This is a genomic window from Parerythrobacter lutipelagi (assembly GCF_005434975.1).
Taxonomy (GTDB): Bacteria; Pseudomonadota; Alphaproteobacteria; order Sphingomonadales; family Sphingomonadaceae; genus Parerythrobacter_A; species Parerythrobacter_A lutipelagi.
In genome coordinates this window covers 320,653-334,186 of the sequence record NZ_SKCJ01000001.1, presented here as the reverse complement: position 1 = coordinate 334,186, position 13,534 = coordinate 320,653, and the positions used below count along the sequence as shown (strand labels likewise).

At 61.7% G+C, this 13,534-nt stretch carries 15 protein-coding genes; 8 read left to right on the top strand and 7 right to left on the bottom strand.

What is annotated here, in order from left to right:
- Positions 1–47 precede the first annotated feature (47 nt).
- The 3 genes from E0502_RS01700 (at position 48) to E0502_RS01690 (ending at position 4,014) form a co-directional block, all read left to right on the top strand.
- Positions 48–1,205 carry a phosphoserine transaminase gene (locus E0502_RS01700; protein ID WP_137676250.1) on the top strand — a complete coding sequence of 386 codons (1,158 nt, stop codon included), beginning with the start codon at positions 48–50 and terminating at the stop codon, positions 1,203–1,205.
- Positions 1,206–1,295: 90 nt separating this feature from the next.
- Positions 1,296–2,879: a phosphoglycerate dehydrogenase gene (serA, locus tag E0502_RS01695; RefSeq protein ID WP_137676249.1), complete on the top strand. Its 1,584-nt coding sequence runs from the start codon at positions 1,296–1,298 to the stop codon at positions 2,877–2,879.
- Between the two features lie 28 nt (positions 2,880–2,907).
- Positions 2,908–4,014, top strand: coding sequence for an ATP phosphoribosyltransferase regulatory subunit (locus tag E0502_RS01690; RefSeq protein WP_137676248.1), 1,107 nt, complete (start codon positions 2,908–2,910; stop codon positions 4,012–4,014).
- A gap of 31 nt (positions 4,015–4,045) precedes the next feature.
- Here the strand turns inward: E0502_RS01690 and E0502_RS01685 are convergent, their stop codons facing one another.
- A complete protein-coding gene (locus E0502_RS01685; protein WP_137676247.1) occupies positions 4,046–4,873 on the bottom strand; it encodes an aldo/keto reductase in 828 nt (275 codons plus the stop codon).
- 103 nt (positions 4,874–4,976) lie between these two features.
- Here E0502_RS01685 and E0502_RS01680 point away from each other — a divergent pair, with 103 nt between their 5' ends.
- The 4 genes from E0502_RS01680 to E0502_RS01670 all read left to right on the top strand — a co-directional run bounded on the left by E0502_RS01680 (position 4,977) and on the right by E0502_RS01670 (position 7,798).
- A complete protein-coding gene (locus E0502_RS01680) occupies positions 4,977–5,720 on the top strand; it encodes a DUF3108 domain-containing protein (RefSeq protein WP_137676246.1) in 744 nt (247 codons plus the stop codon).
- Positions 5,721–5,817: 97 nt separating this feature from the next.
- Positions 5,818–7,107: an adenylosuccinate synthase gene (locus tag E0502_RS01675; protein WP_137676245.1), complete on the top strand. Its 1,290-nt coding sequence runs from the start codon at positions 5,818–5,820 to the stop codon at positions 7,105–7,107.
- Between the two features lie 59 nt (positions 7,108–7,166).
- Positions 7,167–7,301 (top strand): hypothetical protein, encoded by a 135-nt coding sequence (locus tag E0502_RS15380; RefSeq protein ID WP_275668347.1) that lies wholly within the window; start codon positions 7,167–7,169, stop codon positions 7,299–7,301.
- A complete protein-coding gene (locus E0502_RS01670; protein WP_137676244.1) occupies positions 7,298–7,798 on the top strand; it encodes a L,D-transpeptidase family protein in 501 nt (166 codons plus the stop codon). The genes E0502_RS15380 and E0502_RS01670 overlap by 4 nt, the downstream gene beginning before the upstream one ends.
- Here the strand turns inward: E0502_RS01670 and E0502_RS01665 are convergent.
- Positions 7,795–8,169 carry a DUF6768 family protein gene (locus E0502_RS01665; RefSeq protein ID WP_137676243.1) on the bottom strand — a complete coding sequence of 125 codons (375 nt, stop codon included), beginning with the start codon at positions 8,167–8,169 and terminating at the stop codon, positions 7,795–7,797. The two genes, E0502_RS01670 and E0502_RS01665, sit on opposite strands and share 4 nt — an antisense overlap.
- Positions 8,166–8,738 (bottom strand): RNA polymerase sigma factor, encoded by a 573-nt coding sequence (locus E0502_RS01660; RefSeq protein ID WP_204517909.1) that lies wholly within the window; start codon positions 8,736–8,738, stop codon positions 8,166–8,168. Before E0502_RS01660 ends, E0502_RS01665 begins: the two co-directional genes overlap by 4 nt.
- A gap of 123 nt (positions 8,739–8,861) precedes the next feature.
- On the opposite strand from E0502_RS01660, the gene E0502_RS01655 reads away from it, so the two are divergent.
- Positions 8,862–9,842 carry a MarR family transcriptional regulator gene (locus E0502_RS01655; protein WP_338047302.1) on the top strand — a complete coding sequence of 327 codons (981 nt, stop codon included), beginning with the start codon at positions 8,862–8,864 and terminating at the stop codon, positions 9,840–9,842.
- A gap of 7 nt (positions 9,843–9,849) precedes the next feature.
- Here E0502_RS01655 and E0502_RS01650 read toward each other — a convergent pair whose 3' ends face one another.
- From E0502_RS01650 to argH, 4 genes are read right to left on the bottom strand one after another with little or no spacing between them, the layout of a single operon-like run.
- Positions 9,850–10,626, bottom strand: a complete 777-nt coding sequence (locus E0502_RS01650) for a precorrin-2 dehydrogenase/sirohydrochlorin ferrochelatase family protein (RefSeq protein WP_192895901.1) — start codon at positions 10,624–10,626, stop codon at positions 9,850–9,852.
- A 7-nt stretch (positions 10,627–10,633) separates the two neighbouring features.
- Positions 10,634–11,893, bottom strand: coding sequence for a diaminopimelate decarboxylase (lysA, locus tag E0502_RS01645; protein WP_137676240.1), 1,260 nt, complete (start codon positions 11,891–11,893; stop codon positions 10,634–10,636).
- An 11-nt stretch (positions 11,894–11,904) separates the two neighbouring features.
- A complete protein-coding gene (locus tag E0502_RS01640) occupies positions 11,905–12,144 on the bottom strand; it encodes a hypothetical protein (RefSeq protein WP_137676239.1) in 240 nt (79 codons plus the stop codon).
- Between the two features lie 2 nt (positions 12,145–12,146).
- Positions 12,147–13,520 (bottom strand): argininosuccinate lyase, encoded by a 1,374-nt coding sequence (gene argH / locus E0502_RS01635; RefSeq protein WP_137677475.1) that lies wholly within the window; start codon positions 13,518–13,520, stop codon positions 12,147–12,149.
- Positions 13,521–13,534 lie beyond the last annotated feature (14 nt).

Below are 13,534 nucleotides of genomic sequence, written 5' to 3'. Positions count from 1 at the left end.
GCCACGCGGTCCCAACGCCGCGCGAGCTCTCTGCAAGGAGAGAATACATGACTGACCTGCCGGCGCTCAAGCCAGAGCGCCCTTTCTTTTCGTCCGGACCTACTGCCAAGCACAAGGGCTGGACCGCTTCCAATCTCAAAACCGAATCGCTCGGACGCTCGCATCGCAGCGCCCTGGGCAAATCGCGGCTGAAATATGCCATCGACCTGTCCAAGGAAATGCTCGGTGTTCCCGAGGATTACCTCGTCGGCATCATGCCGGCATCGGACACCGGTGCGCTGGAATGCGCGATGTGGACGATGCTGCGTCCCGATCGCCCGGCTACGGTCGCGGCATGGGAAAGCTTCGGCAATGTCTGGATTCAGGATGCGGTCAAGCAGCTCAAGCTGCCGCAGCTGACCACGCTCGACGCGGAATATGGCGAGATTCCCGATCTGGCGAGCATTCCGCAGGAAAGCGATGTCGTGTTCACCTGGAACGGCACCACGTCTGGCGCGAAGATCCCTAACACCGACTGGTTGGCCGATGGCCGCGAAGGTGTGACGATCAACGATGCCACCAGCGCCGTTTTCGCGATGGAGATGGATTGGGCCAAGCTCGATGCCACGACTTACAGCTGGCAGAAGGTCATGGGCAGTGAAGCCCAACACGGCATGCTGGTGCTGAGCCCCAAGGCCGTGCAGCGTATCGAGGATTACGATCCCGAATGGCCATTGCCCAAGCTCTTCCGCCTCAAGAAGGGCGGCAAGATCAACACCGGCATCTTCGAAGGCGCGACGATCAACACGCCGTCCATGCTGGCGGTTGAAGATTATATCGATGCGCTTGAATGGGCGCAGGCACTCGGCGGCCGCACAGCCATGTTCGAACGGGCCGATACCAACGCGAAGATCGTGCTCGACTGGATCGAGGCGACCCCGTGGCTGCGCAACATGGTTTCCGACCCGGCGAAGCGCACCAACACTGGCGTGTGCTTCGTGTTCCAGGGTGACTGGTACGACAGCCTGTCCGACGAGGACAAGGCAGGCGTTCCCAAGAAGATCGTCAAGCTGCTGGAAGACCGCGATGTCGGTTACGATTTCAACGGCTATCGCGACGCGCCGCCATCCTTGCGCATCTGGTGCGGCGGCACGGTCGAGCAGGAAGACCTGAAGCGTCTCCTGCCATGGATCGAATGGGCCTACGAAACGGTCAAGAACGGCTGATCTGGCCGGCGGCCCCGCCAAGGGCCGCCGCTGCCTTCCCCGAAATACTGACCCGGCGCAGTGCCGGGCGAACGACAGGAATAATCCGTCATGAGCAAGCCTAAAGTCCTCATTTCCGACAAGATGGACCCCAATGCCGCCAAGATTTTCGAAGAACGCGGCTGTGATGTCGATGTGATCACGGGTGAAAGCCCTGAAGAGCTGATCGGCCGCATCGGCGACTACGATGGCCTCGCCATTCGTTCATCGACCAAGGTCACACCGGCCATCCTCGACGCGGCGACAAATCTCAAAGTGATTGGCCGCGCCGGGATCGGGGTGGACAATGTCGATATACCGTACGCCAGCGGCAAAGGCGTCGTGGTGATGAACACTCCGTTCGGCAACTCGATCACCACAGCCGAGCACGCCATCGCGCTGATTTTCGCTGTCGCGCGGCAGATCCCGGCGGCGGACAAGCGAACCCAGGCCGGTGAATGGCCGAAGAACGACTTTATGGGCGTCGAACTGACCGGCAAGACGCTCGGCCTGATCGGTGCAGGCAATATCGGTTCGATCGTTGCCAGTCGCGCGCTTGGCCTCAAGATGAAGGTCGTGGCCTATGATCCGTTTCTGACGGAAGAACGCGCGGTCGAGCTGGGCGTCGAAAAGGCCGATCTGGACACATTGCTCGGCAAGGCGGATTTCATCACGCTGCACACGCCGCTGACCGACCAGACGCGCAATATTCTCAGCCGCGAGAATATCGCCAAAGCAAAACCGGGGGTGCGGATCGTAAACTGCGCTCGCGGCGGGCTGATCGACGAATCGGCGCTGAAAGATGCGCTAGATAGCGGCCATGTGGCAGGTGCCGCGCTCGACGTGTTCGAGACCGAACCGGCCAAGGACAGCCCGCTGTTCGGCACACCGGGCTTCATTTCGACTCCGCACCTTGGTGCCAGCACGACAGAGGCACAGGTCAATGTGGCGCTGCAGGTGGCTGAACAAATGGCGGATTACCTCGTCAGCGGCGGCGTCACGAACGCGCTCAACATGCCAAGCCTCAGCCCCGAAGAAGCGCCCAAGCTGAAGCCCTATATGGGCCTCGCGGAAAAGCTCGGTTCGCTCGTGGGTCAATTGGCGCACGGCAACCTCACCAAGATCAGCATCGAGCGTGAAGGTGCGGCGGCCGAATTGTCCGGCAAGCCGATCGAAGGTGCGGTCCTCGCCGGTCTGATGAAACAATATTCGGACACCGTGAACATGGTCAATGCGCCTTACCTGGCAAAGGAGCGCGGGCTCGACATTCGCTCTGTTCGGCATGAAAAGGAAGGCGCCTACAACACGCTGATCCGGGTCACTGTCGGTACCGAGCAAGGCGACCGGTCGGTTGCAGGTACACTGTTCGGCGTGGACGCACCGCGCCTCGTTGAAATCTTCGGTGTTGGTATCGAAGCCGAACTTTCGGGCCACATGCTGTATATCGTCAACGAAGACGCACCCGGTTTCATCGGACGTATCGGTACGCTTCTGGGTGAGCACGGGATCAATATCGGCACGTTCAATCTTGGTAGGCGCGATGCGGGCGGAGAAGCGGTGCTGCTACTCAGCGTCGATCAGCCAATTCCCGATGCGGTGGGTGATGCTGCGTGTTCCCTCGAAGGTGTGAAGGTGGTCAAGGCGCTGGAATTCTGATGCCTGATAGGGCAGGGCGCGCGGCGCTATGACGAAACCCGATGATCTCCTGCCTGAAGGTCTTGAGGACCTGTTGCCGCGCGAAGCGGCTGTCCTGACCCGCGTGATGCGCGATGCGTTGGGCGTGCTCGATAGCCATGGCTATGATCGCGTCCGACCGCCGCTGGTCGAATTCGAGAAAAGCCTCGCAGGCCGGATGGAGGGCGTGCGCGCACAGCGTATGTTCCGCTTTGTCGATCCGCAAAGCCTGCGCACGCTGGCACTGCGGAGCGATATTACTCCGCAGGTCGGACGGATCGCGGCAACCAGCATGGCCGCTGCTCCGCGCCCGCTGCGGCTCTGCTATGCCGGTGACACCGCAGTGATCCGCGCCGACCAGCTCGATCCGTCACGCCAGCGCCTGCAACTGGGCGGCGAACTGGTCGGCAGCGACAGCGCAGCCGCAGCCGGCGAGATTGCAGTGATCGCGATTGAAGCCCTGGAGGCCGCAGGAGCGGTGGATATCCTGATCGATTTCACTCTGCCGGACCTCGTCGACATATTGGCAGAAGAAGCAATGCCGCTCGCAAAGGATCAGGTCGATCCGGTGCGCCGTGAACTCGACACCAAGGACGCGGGCGGCTTGAAAGCCGCCGGCGGCGCGGCCTATCTGCCGCTGCTCTACGCTGCCGGACCGTTCGAAGACGCAATCGCGAAGCTTGCCGCAATCGACGCGGGCGGCGCGCTCACCAGCAGGATCGACGGGCTCCGTGCCATCGCTGACCGTATCGGAGACCGTGCGCGCGTGACGCTCGACCCGTCGGAACGACACGGCTTCGAATACCAGAGCTGGTTCGGTTTCACACTCTACGCTGACGGCATCCGCGGCGCATTGGGGCGAGGAGGGACCTATACGATTTCCGGCAGCGGCGAAGCAGCCACCGGGTTTACGCTATATTGCGACCGGTTGGTCGATGCCGTGCAGCTTGATGATGATTCGCGGACCGTATTCTTGCCCGTGGGACATGATTTCACGGCGGCTGCGGCACTGCGCTCAGAGGGGTGGCGCACCGTTGCAGCGCTCGGCGAGGGTGAGGACGCGTCGACACTTGGTTGCACGCACCGGCTGGATGGCGAAATGCCCCGACCGCTTTGATCCGAACAAACGGAGCTGAGCAGCGAATGGCTCAGAAGTCGGCGTTGCCCGGGTCCGGACCCATCCGGCCATCCGCGCTATCGAGATCGTCGATCCGCTTCATCTGATCAGCGCTCAGTTCGAAATCGAGTGCGGTGAAATTGTCGCGAATGTGATCTGGATTGGTCGAACGGGGAAGCGTGCTCAGCCCGCATTGAATGTGCCAGCGGATCACCACTGCCGGGGCGGATTGGCCGGTTTCCTTGGCGATGGCGTTAATCGTATCATTGCCGAACGCGTTACCCTGGCCGAGCGGGGACCAGCTCTGCGTTACGATGCCCATTTCATCGTGCAGCTTGCGCATGTCGCGCTGCTGGAAACTGGGGTGCAGTTCGATCTGGTTGAGTGCCGGTACCACGCCGGTCTCGTCGACGATCCGCTTCAGGTCTTCCTCGCGGAAGTTCGACACGCCGATCGACTTGGCCTTGCCCTGATCACGCAGTTCTATCAGCGCTTTCCAGGTGTCGACGAACAGGCCCTTCTGCGGAGCGGGCCAGTGAATCAGCAACATGTCGACATGATCGCGGCCGAGCCGCCCAAGGCATTTCTCCGCCGCTGCGAGCGTGCGGTCATACCCCTGGCTTTCATTCCAGATCTTGGTCTGGAGGAAGATGTCTGACCATTTGCCAATCCCTTCGCCGACGCCCTCTTCATTGCGATAGATGGCAGCGGTATCGACCAGCCAGTATCCGGCATCGAGCGCAGTCGAGACGGCCTCGGCGGCAGCGTCCGGCTCGATTTCCCATGTTCCGAAGCCCAGCTGCGGAATCTGGCGGTCGTCGTTGAGGGCGAGGGTGGGTTGTGTGGTTCTGTCTGTCATATGACTGTTACGGACAGCGCGGCACGCGGTTCCGAAATCGCATTCGCTAAGTTGCCAAAAGGCGGCTAACATTCGCGGTGGATTGACAGGACGGGGGGACGCCGTGAACGATATCACATTCCAGATCACCATCGACGGGCAAATGACCGCTTTGGCGCAAGTGCATGATTGGGAATTCGCTGACGCGCTGAGGGCGTGCAAGCGGCTGCATCTCGATCCTGGGGAGCGCACGCTGAAAGAAATGCGGGCGTTCCTGCTGGAAACCAAGCTTGATCTCGGGACGCCCCGCATTCGCAAACTGCTTCGATGGCAGGTGGGGGCAACCGATGTGCTGTCCAGCCTTATGGCTCTGTTGTCTTTCGGAGGCAGGAAAATCTGTTCGGTCGATATCCTGTGCAATCGCGGCACCGCGAAGGGTTTTGCCGATTGGTTCATCGGGCTCAATACGGATGACCGGAAGTCGATCCTGCTCAATGGTGAGCCGCAGCATTACGTTCTCGGGCCAACGTCTCAGGGTTATCAGGAAGTTATCGAAACCACCGGTGGTGCCCCGCTGCCGTCGCATTTCTATATTCACTATGGCGACACTTCGAAGCTCAAGACCCCGCCCGATCCGGCGTTTCCGGTGGAAATTCCCGGAGTGGCCTATTCGCCGCTCGGCATCGCTGTCGCCGGTGTGCGCCATATGCTGCGCGACGAGGGGCCGGGCTTCCGCTGCCGTCCGCTGGCCGAATTGCCGACCCTGACACCGGACAGCCTGATCTCCCAGAACCGTTGGCACCTGGCGACGGAATTCACCAATTGGATTACCGCGTGGATCGAGGAGACCGATCCACCACAAAACTAATTGTGTTGGTCAGAGCGCCGAAGCGCCTTGCCCCCTTTTGGCCGTTGGCCTAGTGCGCGGCACGGTTTTCGCGCCCTAACGAAGGAAGATTTTCCCAATGGCCAATGTTACCGTGATCGGCGCCCAGTGGGGCGATGAGGGCAAAGGCAAGATCGTCGACTGGCTGGCCAGCCGGGCCGATGCCGTGGTCCGCTTTCAGGGCGGTCACAATGCTGGCCATACGCTGGTGGTCGACGGGACGACCTATAAGCTCAGCCTGCTGCCGTCCGGTATCGTCACCGGCACTTTGTCGATCATTGGCAACGGCGTGGTGCTCGATCCGTGGCATCTCAAATCCGAGATTGGCAAGCTCGAAGGGCAGGGCGTCTCCATCACCGATGACAATTTCGCGATAGCGGACAATTGCCCGCTGATCCTGCCAATCCATCGTGACCTGGACGGCCTGCGCGAAACAGCCGCCGGTACTGGCAAGATCGGCACCACCGGTCGAGGGATTGGCCCGGCCTATGAAGACAAGGTCGGCCGGCGCGCCATACGTGTGTGCGATCTGGCGCATCTCGACGATCTCGAACCGCAGCTCGATCGCCTGTGCGCGCATCACGATGCTTTGCGCGCCGGCTTCAACGAACCGCCCGTCGACCGGGAGCGGCTGCTGAACGATCTGCGCGAAATTGCGCCTTTCGTACTGCAGTTCGCGCAGCCGGTATGGAAGCGGCTGAAGAAAGTGCGCAAGGCTGGCGCACGCATCCTGTTCGAGGGTGCGCAGGGTGTGCTGCTCGATATCGATCACGGGACCTATCCCTTTGTCACCAGTTCGAACACTGTTAGCGGCACAGCGGCGAGCGGCTCGGGCCTTGGCCCCAACTCGACCGGCTTCGTCCTCGGGATCGTCAAGGCCTACACCACCCGCGTGGGCAGCGGTCCGTTTCCGACTGAGCTCGACGACGAAATCGGCCAGCGGCTGGGCGAACGCGGCCACGAATTCGGTACCGTGACCGGCCGCCAGCGTCGCGTCGGCTGGTTCGATGCGGTGATTGTTCGTCAAAGTTGCGCGATCAGCGGTGTGACCGGAATTGCACTGACCAAGATCGACGTCCTCGACGGGCTGGAGACAGTGAAGATCTGCACCGGTTACCGGCTCCACGGCAAGATCATGGACTATTTCCCTTCGCACTCCGCCGATCAGGCTGCGGTCGAACCGATCTACGAGGAAATGGAAGGGTGGCAGGAATCGACTGCAGGCGCCCGCAGCTGGGCGGACCTGCCGGCCAATGCGATCAAATACATCCAGCGAGTGCAGGAATTGATCGAAACTCCGGTCGCGCTCGTCAGCACTAGCCCCGAGCGCGAAGATACGATCCTTGTGCGCGACCCGTTCATCGACTGACCGGATCGATGCGCAGCCATGCAATCAGAGCTTTGACATTCACTGGCTTTGCATTGGCCGTGCTGGGTACTCTCTGGTGGTTTCAGCAGCTTGAGGTGCCCGCTTGGCTTGATTTTGCAGCGATTTTCGTCCTGATGATTGTGTGGAAGCTGGTCGATGACCGGCTTGGGGTCGGCAAGGATCCGGCGGAATGAAGCTATGGCCGGTCATCGCAGCCGTTGTTACAATCCTTGCCGTAGGCTGCGCGCCAGTCGAGCGCGAGCCGCTCACGGCGAAGGCCGATTTCGTGCTGGTCGACAAGTCCGACCGGACCTTGACCCTGTATCGCAGCGGCAATGTCGTGCGCGAATATACCGGCATCGCATTCGGAGACGCGCCGCAAGGTCACAAGCAATTCGAAGGCGATGAACGGACGCCTGAAGGCCGTTACATCATCGATACCCGCAATCCTGAAAGCGCGTATCATCTCAGCCTGCGCATTTCTTATCCGAACAACCGCGACCGTGCCTATGCGGAAGAGCTGAACCGCTCTCCGGGCGGCGACATCTTCATCCATGGCCAGCCAAATATGTCGCCGGTCGATCGGTTGCCGGGTGACTGGACCGATGGCTGCATCGCGGTCACCAATGCAGAGATGGAAGAGCTGTGGGGCGCCATCGACGATGGCACCCCGATCGAGATACGGCCTTAGTCGGCAGATTCGGCTAGTTCCGCGACCTGCAATTGCAGGCGCTTCACTTCACGTAGTACCATCAGCGTGTTCATGCGCGCGAACATCCATTGTTTGAGGAAGCCCTGCATGATCAGCAGCCCGATGGCCGTCAGGCCCCAGCCGAGCATCGCATCGGTGCCGTCGGCGGTGACCGCGCGGTAGAAAGCAAAGGCCAGGCCGAAGCCGATCACGAATGCGAGCACGAAGCTGAACTTGGCCCAGCGTCCCAGCGGCCCATGCATGCTGTCGCCGATCTGGCGGAACATGCCGCGATCTGTTTCCAGACTGTCCAGAAAGGCGCGATCATCGGCATCGAGCACGCCATGAATTCGGTCATCAATCTGCGTCATCTGTCTTCTCCTATTGGGTCTTCGCGGAGCGCCGCTTTCAATTGGCGACGAGCGTGGAAGAGGCGGGATTTCGCGGTGCCCAGCGGCACCTCTTGGACCCCGGCAATTTCGGCGAGAGTGAGTCCCTCGACGAAGTGAAGATGAGCCGCCAGCCGGTGTTCGGGCGAAAGCGCGGCAAAGGCTTGCCGGATCGCCAAAGCTTCGTCAGGCGCCTCCGAAATTCCAAACTCGTCGGCGTCAATATCGCTCGACCGTTTGCGGGCCGCGGCTGCCTGGCGCAGCGCATCTGCGCATTTCCGGCGCAAGATGCCGAAGGCCCACGGGGCAAAGCGTGATGGATCACGCAAACCTGCGAGCCCGCGCCAGATCGCCAGCCAGCTTTCCTGCGCTGCCTGCATTGCCATCTCGCTATCGCCTGTCAGCCTGCGCGCTGTTCGCAGCAATCGTGGGTGCCAGCGAGCTGCGAGGCGGTCGCCTGCTGCCCGGTCACCGCCAAGGACAAGCGTCACCAGCAACTCGTCGAAGACGGCATTGGCCGTTGGGGCCCGACGAGGTCGTTTCGTTGCCATCATGAGGTTAGTCGCCCGGATGGCACAAAAGGTTCAATCTGCCCGCATCCGACAAATGATTTCCGTTGGAATTCTTGACAAAGACCCCTTTTGTTCTATCCCTGTTCTTTCAATGGGGAGTAGATGATGCAAGCAGACTTCAGCTACGGGCCAGCGGATGCAGTCAATGATCCGGCGGGATTGCCGCTTACGGTATCGATCTTCGCCGATCGTGTGCATTTGCGTGATCAGATTGCCGAGGACGCGGCTTCGGCAGGATTGCGGATCGGCCAAACGGATGCGGTTTCGGCCTTGCTTACCGGTTACCCGAAGGCGCTGGGTGACCTCGTGTTGCTCGATTGTCCGGATGCCGATGGTCAGACGCTGGCAGCACTTTCGCACCTCGATATGCGGGTGGCGAAATCGGATGCACGGCTGGTGGTTTCGACTACGCTTGCTTCGCTTGATGCGTTGTTCGGCTGTCTCGCACAGTCCAACGCTCAGATCCTCGTCGATCCGGGGCGTGGGGAACGGGTGATCGCGCTCGGCAGCATGCTTACCGGGTTGCCGAATACGCGGCTGCGTGATCTGGCGGAGGAAGACCGGCTCACACTGATGCGGCTGACTGAGCAAGTCGGGCAGATTGCCGAACGGCTCGATCGTTTCGACCAGCGCGGGCTTTCAGCCACTGGGGGCGCGTTCCGGTTTGAATCGCCCAACAAGGACTACAAAGGGGCCAAGGATCAGTCTTCCGACCTTGTCCGCAGCCAGAAGCCGCCCTTGCCTGAGCCGAGGCTGGTGCGACAGATCATCAGCCAACGGCGTCTTCGCGGCGAATTTTTTGCAGTGGACCTGTTCGCCGATCCGGCATGGGACATGCTACTCGACCTAACGGCAGCGCGGGTCGAACATGTGCGGGTGTCGGTCAGTTCGCTGTGCATTGCTGCCGCCGTGCCACCGACAACGGCGCTGCGCTGGATCAATCAGATGGTCGAATCTGGCCTGTTCGATCGGGTGGAAGACGATGCCGATCGCCGCCGGGTCTTTATCGGGCTGAGCGACAGTGCGGCCTATGCGATGGCGGGGTATTTCGCGGCGCTGGAAAACAAACGCGCTGCGGCCTGAAACCGGCTCAGCGCGCGCGGCGCAAGACGATGGTCAGACCAGACGCCGGCATCTGATCGATTGGCAATTCAATGCGCGCAGCGTCTGCCCGGGCTCGGTCGAGGATGGCGGACGGTATATCGGGTTCGTGCGCGACAGTATCGGCCATGCCCAGCAATTGCGCCTGCCGTAGCGTGAGAGATTGCGGGTCATCACTTCTGACCTCAAACGTAATCGTTGTTTCGGCCCGCATGATTTCCTTGCTGCCGAGCCACTTTTCGACATGCTCTGCCGAACGCGGGTCGAGCGGATCGAGAATGCCGCCTTCGCTCAGCGCGAGGTCGAGTGCCTGCCTGCGTTGGCTCGCGTCGGGATATTTTGCACGCATGGCACCGCGCGCGGTCTCCAGCCTGGCGGCGAGCTTGCCCAGCGATTGCGGCAAAAGCGCTTCGAGCCGGAGCCGCAATTGCTTTGCCAACCCGGCCGATGCGCCCGATGTGCCGATGGCAATCAGCACGGGATCCCGGTCGAGGATGCTCGGCGTGGTGAAATCGCACAGCTCCGGCCGGTCAGCTACATTGACCAGCAGGCCCTTCGCTTTAAGCCGCCGCGCGGCTGCCTCAGCCTCCCGCGCATCCTCCAATGCAATGAACGCCAGCGCAGCGTGATGTGCTTCAGGTTCGCCGCATGGAATACCACCGGCGCGTTCGACCAGCCGCGTTTTTGCTTCTCCCATCGCCCCTTCCGCCACGACGACAACTTTCTTGCCGTCGATCCGGTGCAGCAAAGGCAGCGATCTGATCATGTCTGCGTCATAGCCAGTCGGGGACGCGCTCGGCATCCATGATCGCCCCGGCATCGATCCGGTCGGCAACCACGGCGAACCTGTCACCATCGACCAAAACCTCGGCCACAAATCCGCGCGAATTGTACGAGCTTGCCATGGTGGCGCCATACGCTCCGGCAGTTCGAAAAACCGCCAGATCGCCTGACCGCAAAGCGTCGCAATCACGGTCTGTGGCAAAGGTGTCACCGGTTTCGCAGATCGGGCCGACAATGTTGGCGGTCATCCGTTCACCGCTCGGCTCGACCGCGTCGAAATCGTGCCAGGCACCATAGAGTGCCGGGCGGGCGAGGTCGTTCATCGCCGCATCGACGATCACGAAGGGCGGACCGTTGCCCCCGCGCTTGACCCGCACGACGCGCGTAAGCAGCACACCGGCATTGCCCGCGATGACCCGGCCCGGCTCGAATGTCAGTTTCACGTCCCACCCTGCGGTGGCCCGGGCGACCATCGCGCCATATTCGGCCGGTGAGGGCAGAATTTCGCCTTTGCGATAGGGCACGCCGAGACCGCCACCCAAATCGACATGGGTTATCGTGTGCCCTGCCGCGCGCAAATCCGCCACGAGCTGGCCGACTTTCGCGAAGGCGGTCTCCAGCGGTTCCAGATCGGCGAGCTGGCTGCCAATGTGGATCGCCACCCCGCGCAGGTTCATGCCCTCGAGTGCGGCCAACTCGTCAAAAGTCTCGCGCGCGCGCATCAGCGGAACGCCGAACTTGTTCTCTGCCTTGCCGGTCGAAATCTTTTCGTGGGTCTTGGCGTCCACATCGGGGTTCACCCGCAGGCAGGCCTGCGCCTCGATCCCACGCGAAGCCGCGATTTCAGCCAGCTCGTGACCTTCCTCGCGCGATTCGATGTTGAACTGTCCAATCTCCTCGTCGAGTCCCAGCTCAAGCTCTGCACGTGTCTTGCCGACTCCGGAAAAGACGATCTTTGCCGGAGCAATTCCTGCCGCCAAGGCACGCCGCAATTCGCCGCCCGAGACGACATCTGCACCGAAGCCCTGCTTCTGCAGCACATTGAGGACTGCCAGGTTGGGATTGGATTTTACCGCGAACGCAATCAGCGGGTCTCCCAGCGGGGCCAACGCTTCATTGAAGACGCGTGCGTGCCGCTCCAGCGTGGCGCGCGAATAGACGTAGACCGGCGTGCCCACTTCTTCCGCAATTCGCGGCAGTGGAACGTCCTCGGCGTGCATGACACCGCCTCGATGCGAAAAATGGTCCATCGGTCTCTTTGCTATTCCGGCGGTGGCAGATCGAACGGGTCGTCCTCGCGCTCTTCAGAGCGGCGGCGTAGCTCGACGCTGCGTTCAGGCGCGGCCTGCGCATCGCGTTCAAGCAGTTCCTCGGCTTCGGCAGGCGCACTGGCACCCAGCGGTGCGACGGGCAAGCCTTCGCCGGGATAGGTTTCAAGCTCTGCGCGCTGCCCACAGGCGGCGAGGAGAACCAGCGAGGCGAGGGCGAGGGTCTTGCGCATTCTCAATCCATTCCGAGCGCGGCGCGCGCTTCTGCGATGCGTGCCTTTACCTGTTCCGGCGCGGTCCCGCCATAGGATGCGCGCGACGCGACCGACGCATCGACCGACAAGGCGGCAAACACTCGCTCGTCGACACGCGCATCGATGGTCTGCAGTTCATCCAGCGAAAGCTGGTCGAGCGGTACGCCCTTGCTCTCAGCCAGCTTCACCGCTGCGCCGGTGATATGGTGCGCCTCGCGGAACGGAATGTTCGATTCGCGCACCAGCCAGTCGGCCAGATCGGTCGCGGTGGCATAGCCGAGTTCCGCTGCCTGCCGCATCCGGTCGGTGTTGAACGTCGTGTCGGCGACCATCCCGGTCATGGCCGCGATGCTCAGCGCGAGCAGGCTGGCGGCTTCGAATACGGGCGGCTTGTCGTCCTGCATGTCTTTCGAATAGGCCAGCGGCAAACCTTTCATCGTTACCATCAGCGCGGTCACGCAGCCGATGATCCTGCCGGAATGCCCGCGCACCAGCTCTGCTGCATCGGGGTTTTTCTTCTGCGGCATGATCGAGCTGCCGGTGCTGAGCGCATCGGGCATGCGGACGAAACCATAGGGCTGGCTCGCCCAGATGATCATCTCTTCGGCAAGCCGAGAAAGATGCAATGAACACTGCGCTGCCGCCATCAGGTAATCCACGGCGAAATCGCGGTCGGACACTGCATCCAGGCTGTTCGCGGTAGGCCGGTCGAAGCCGAGTGCCTCGCTGGTCATCTCTCGGTCGATCGGAAAACCCGTGCCCGCCAGTGCCGCCGAGCCAAGCGGACTCTCGTTCATCCGCCCGCGCGTGTCGGCGAACCGGCTGCGGTCGCGCCGAATCATTTCGTAATAGGCCATCAAGTGGTGGCCCAATGTGACCGGCTGTGCGGTCTGCAGATGGGTAAAGCCGGGCATGATGCTGTCCGCGTGTTCGCCTGCCCGCGTAACCAGCGCCTGTTGCAGCGCCAGCAATCCGGCGTCAGTCTGATCGATTGTTTCGCGCACCCAGAGGCGGAAATCGGTCGCCACCTGGTCGTTGCGGCTGCGCGCGGTGTGCAGGCGACCGGCCACCGGGCCGACAATTTCGGCCAGGCGGCTTTCAGTGGTCATGTGGATATCTTCGAGATCCCAGTCTTCGGGAACCCCGTCCGACGCGTATTCGTCAGCCACCTTGTCGAGACCGCTTGAGATCGCGGTGGCATCTTCGGCTGAAACAATTCCCTGCTGCGCAAGCATCGCTACATGCGCTTTCGATCCGGCAATATCTTGCCGCCACAGCGCCTTGTCGAACGGGATCGAAGCGTTGATTTCGCGCATGATCGCGCTAGGTCCGTCGGCAAACCTGCCGCCCCACATCTGGTTGGAGCCTG

Coding starts and splice junctions, on each gene's coding strand:
- E0502_RS01700 (WP_137676250.1), top strand. CDS start 48: ATGACTGACCTGCCGGCGCTCAAGCCAGAGCGCCCTTTCTTTTCGTCC.
- E0502_RS01660 (WP_204517909.1), bottom strand. CDS start 8,738: ATGGCAACGAAACGACCTCGTCGGGCCCCAACGGCCAATGCCGTCTTC.
- serA (WP_137676249.1), top strand. CDS start 1,296: ATGAGCAAGCCTAAAGTCCTCATTTCCGACAAGATGGACCCCAATGCC.
- E0502_RS01650 (WP_192895901.1), bottom strand. CDS start 10,626: ATGATCAGATCGCTGCCTTTGCTGCACCGGATCGACGGCAAGAAAGTT.
- E0502_RS01665 (WP_137676243.1), bottom strand. CDS start 8,169: ATGACGCAGATTGATGACCGAATTCATGGCGTGCTCGATGCCGATGAT.
- E0502_RS01690 (WP_137676248.1), top strand. CDS start 2,908: ATGACGAAACCCGATGATCTCCTGCCTGAAGGTCTTGAGGACCTGTTG.
- argH (WP_137677475.1), bottom strand. CDS start 13,520: ATGTGGGGCGGCAGGTTTGCCGACGGACCTAGCGCGATCATGCGCGAA.
- E0502_RS01685 (WP_137676247.1), bottom strand. CDS start 4,873: ATGACAGACAGAACCACACAACCCACCCTCGCCCTCAACGACGACCGC.
- E0502_RS01670 (WP_137676244.1), top strand. CDS start 7,298: ATGAAGCTATGGCCGGTCATCGCAGCCGTTGTTACAATCCTTGCCGTA.
- E0502_RS01655 (WP_338047302.1), top strand. CDS start 8,862: ATGATGCAAGCAGACTTCAGCTACGGGCCAGCGGATGCAGTCAATGAT.
- E0502_RS01675 (WP_137676245.1), top strand. CDS start 5,818: ATGGCCAATGTTACCGTGATCGGCGCCCAGTGGGGCGATGAGGGCAAA.
- E0502_RS01640 (WP_137676239.1), bottom strand. CDS start 12,144: ATGCGCAAGACCCTCGCCCTCGCCTCGCTGGTTCTCCTCGCCGCCTGT.
- lysA (WP_137676240.1), bottom strand. CDS start 11,893: ATGGACCATTTTTCGCATCGAGGCGGTGTCATGCACGCCGAGGACGTT.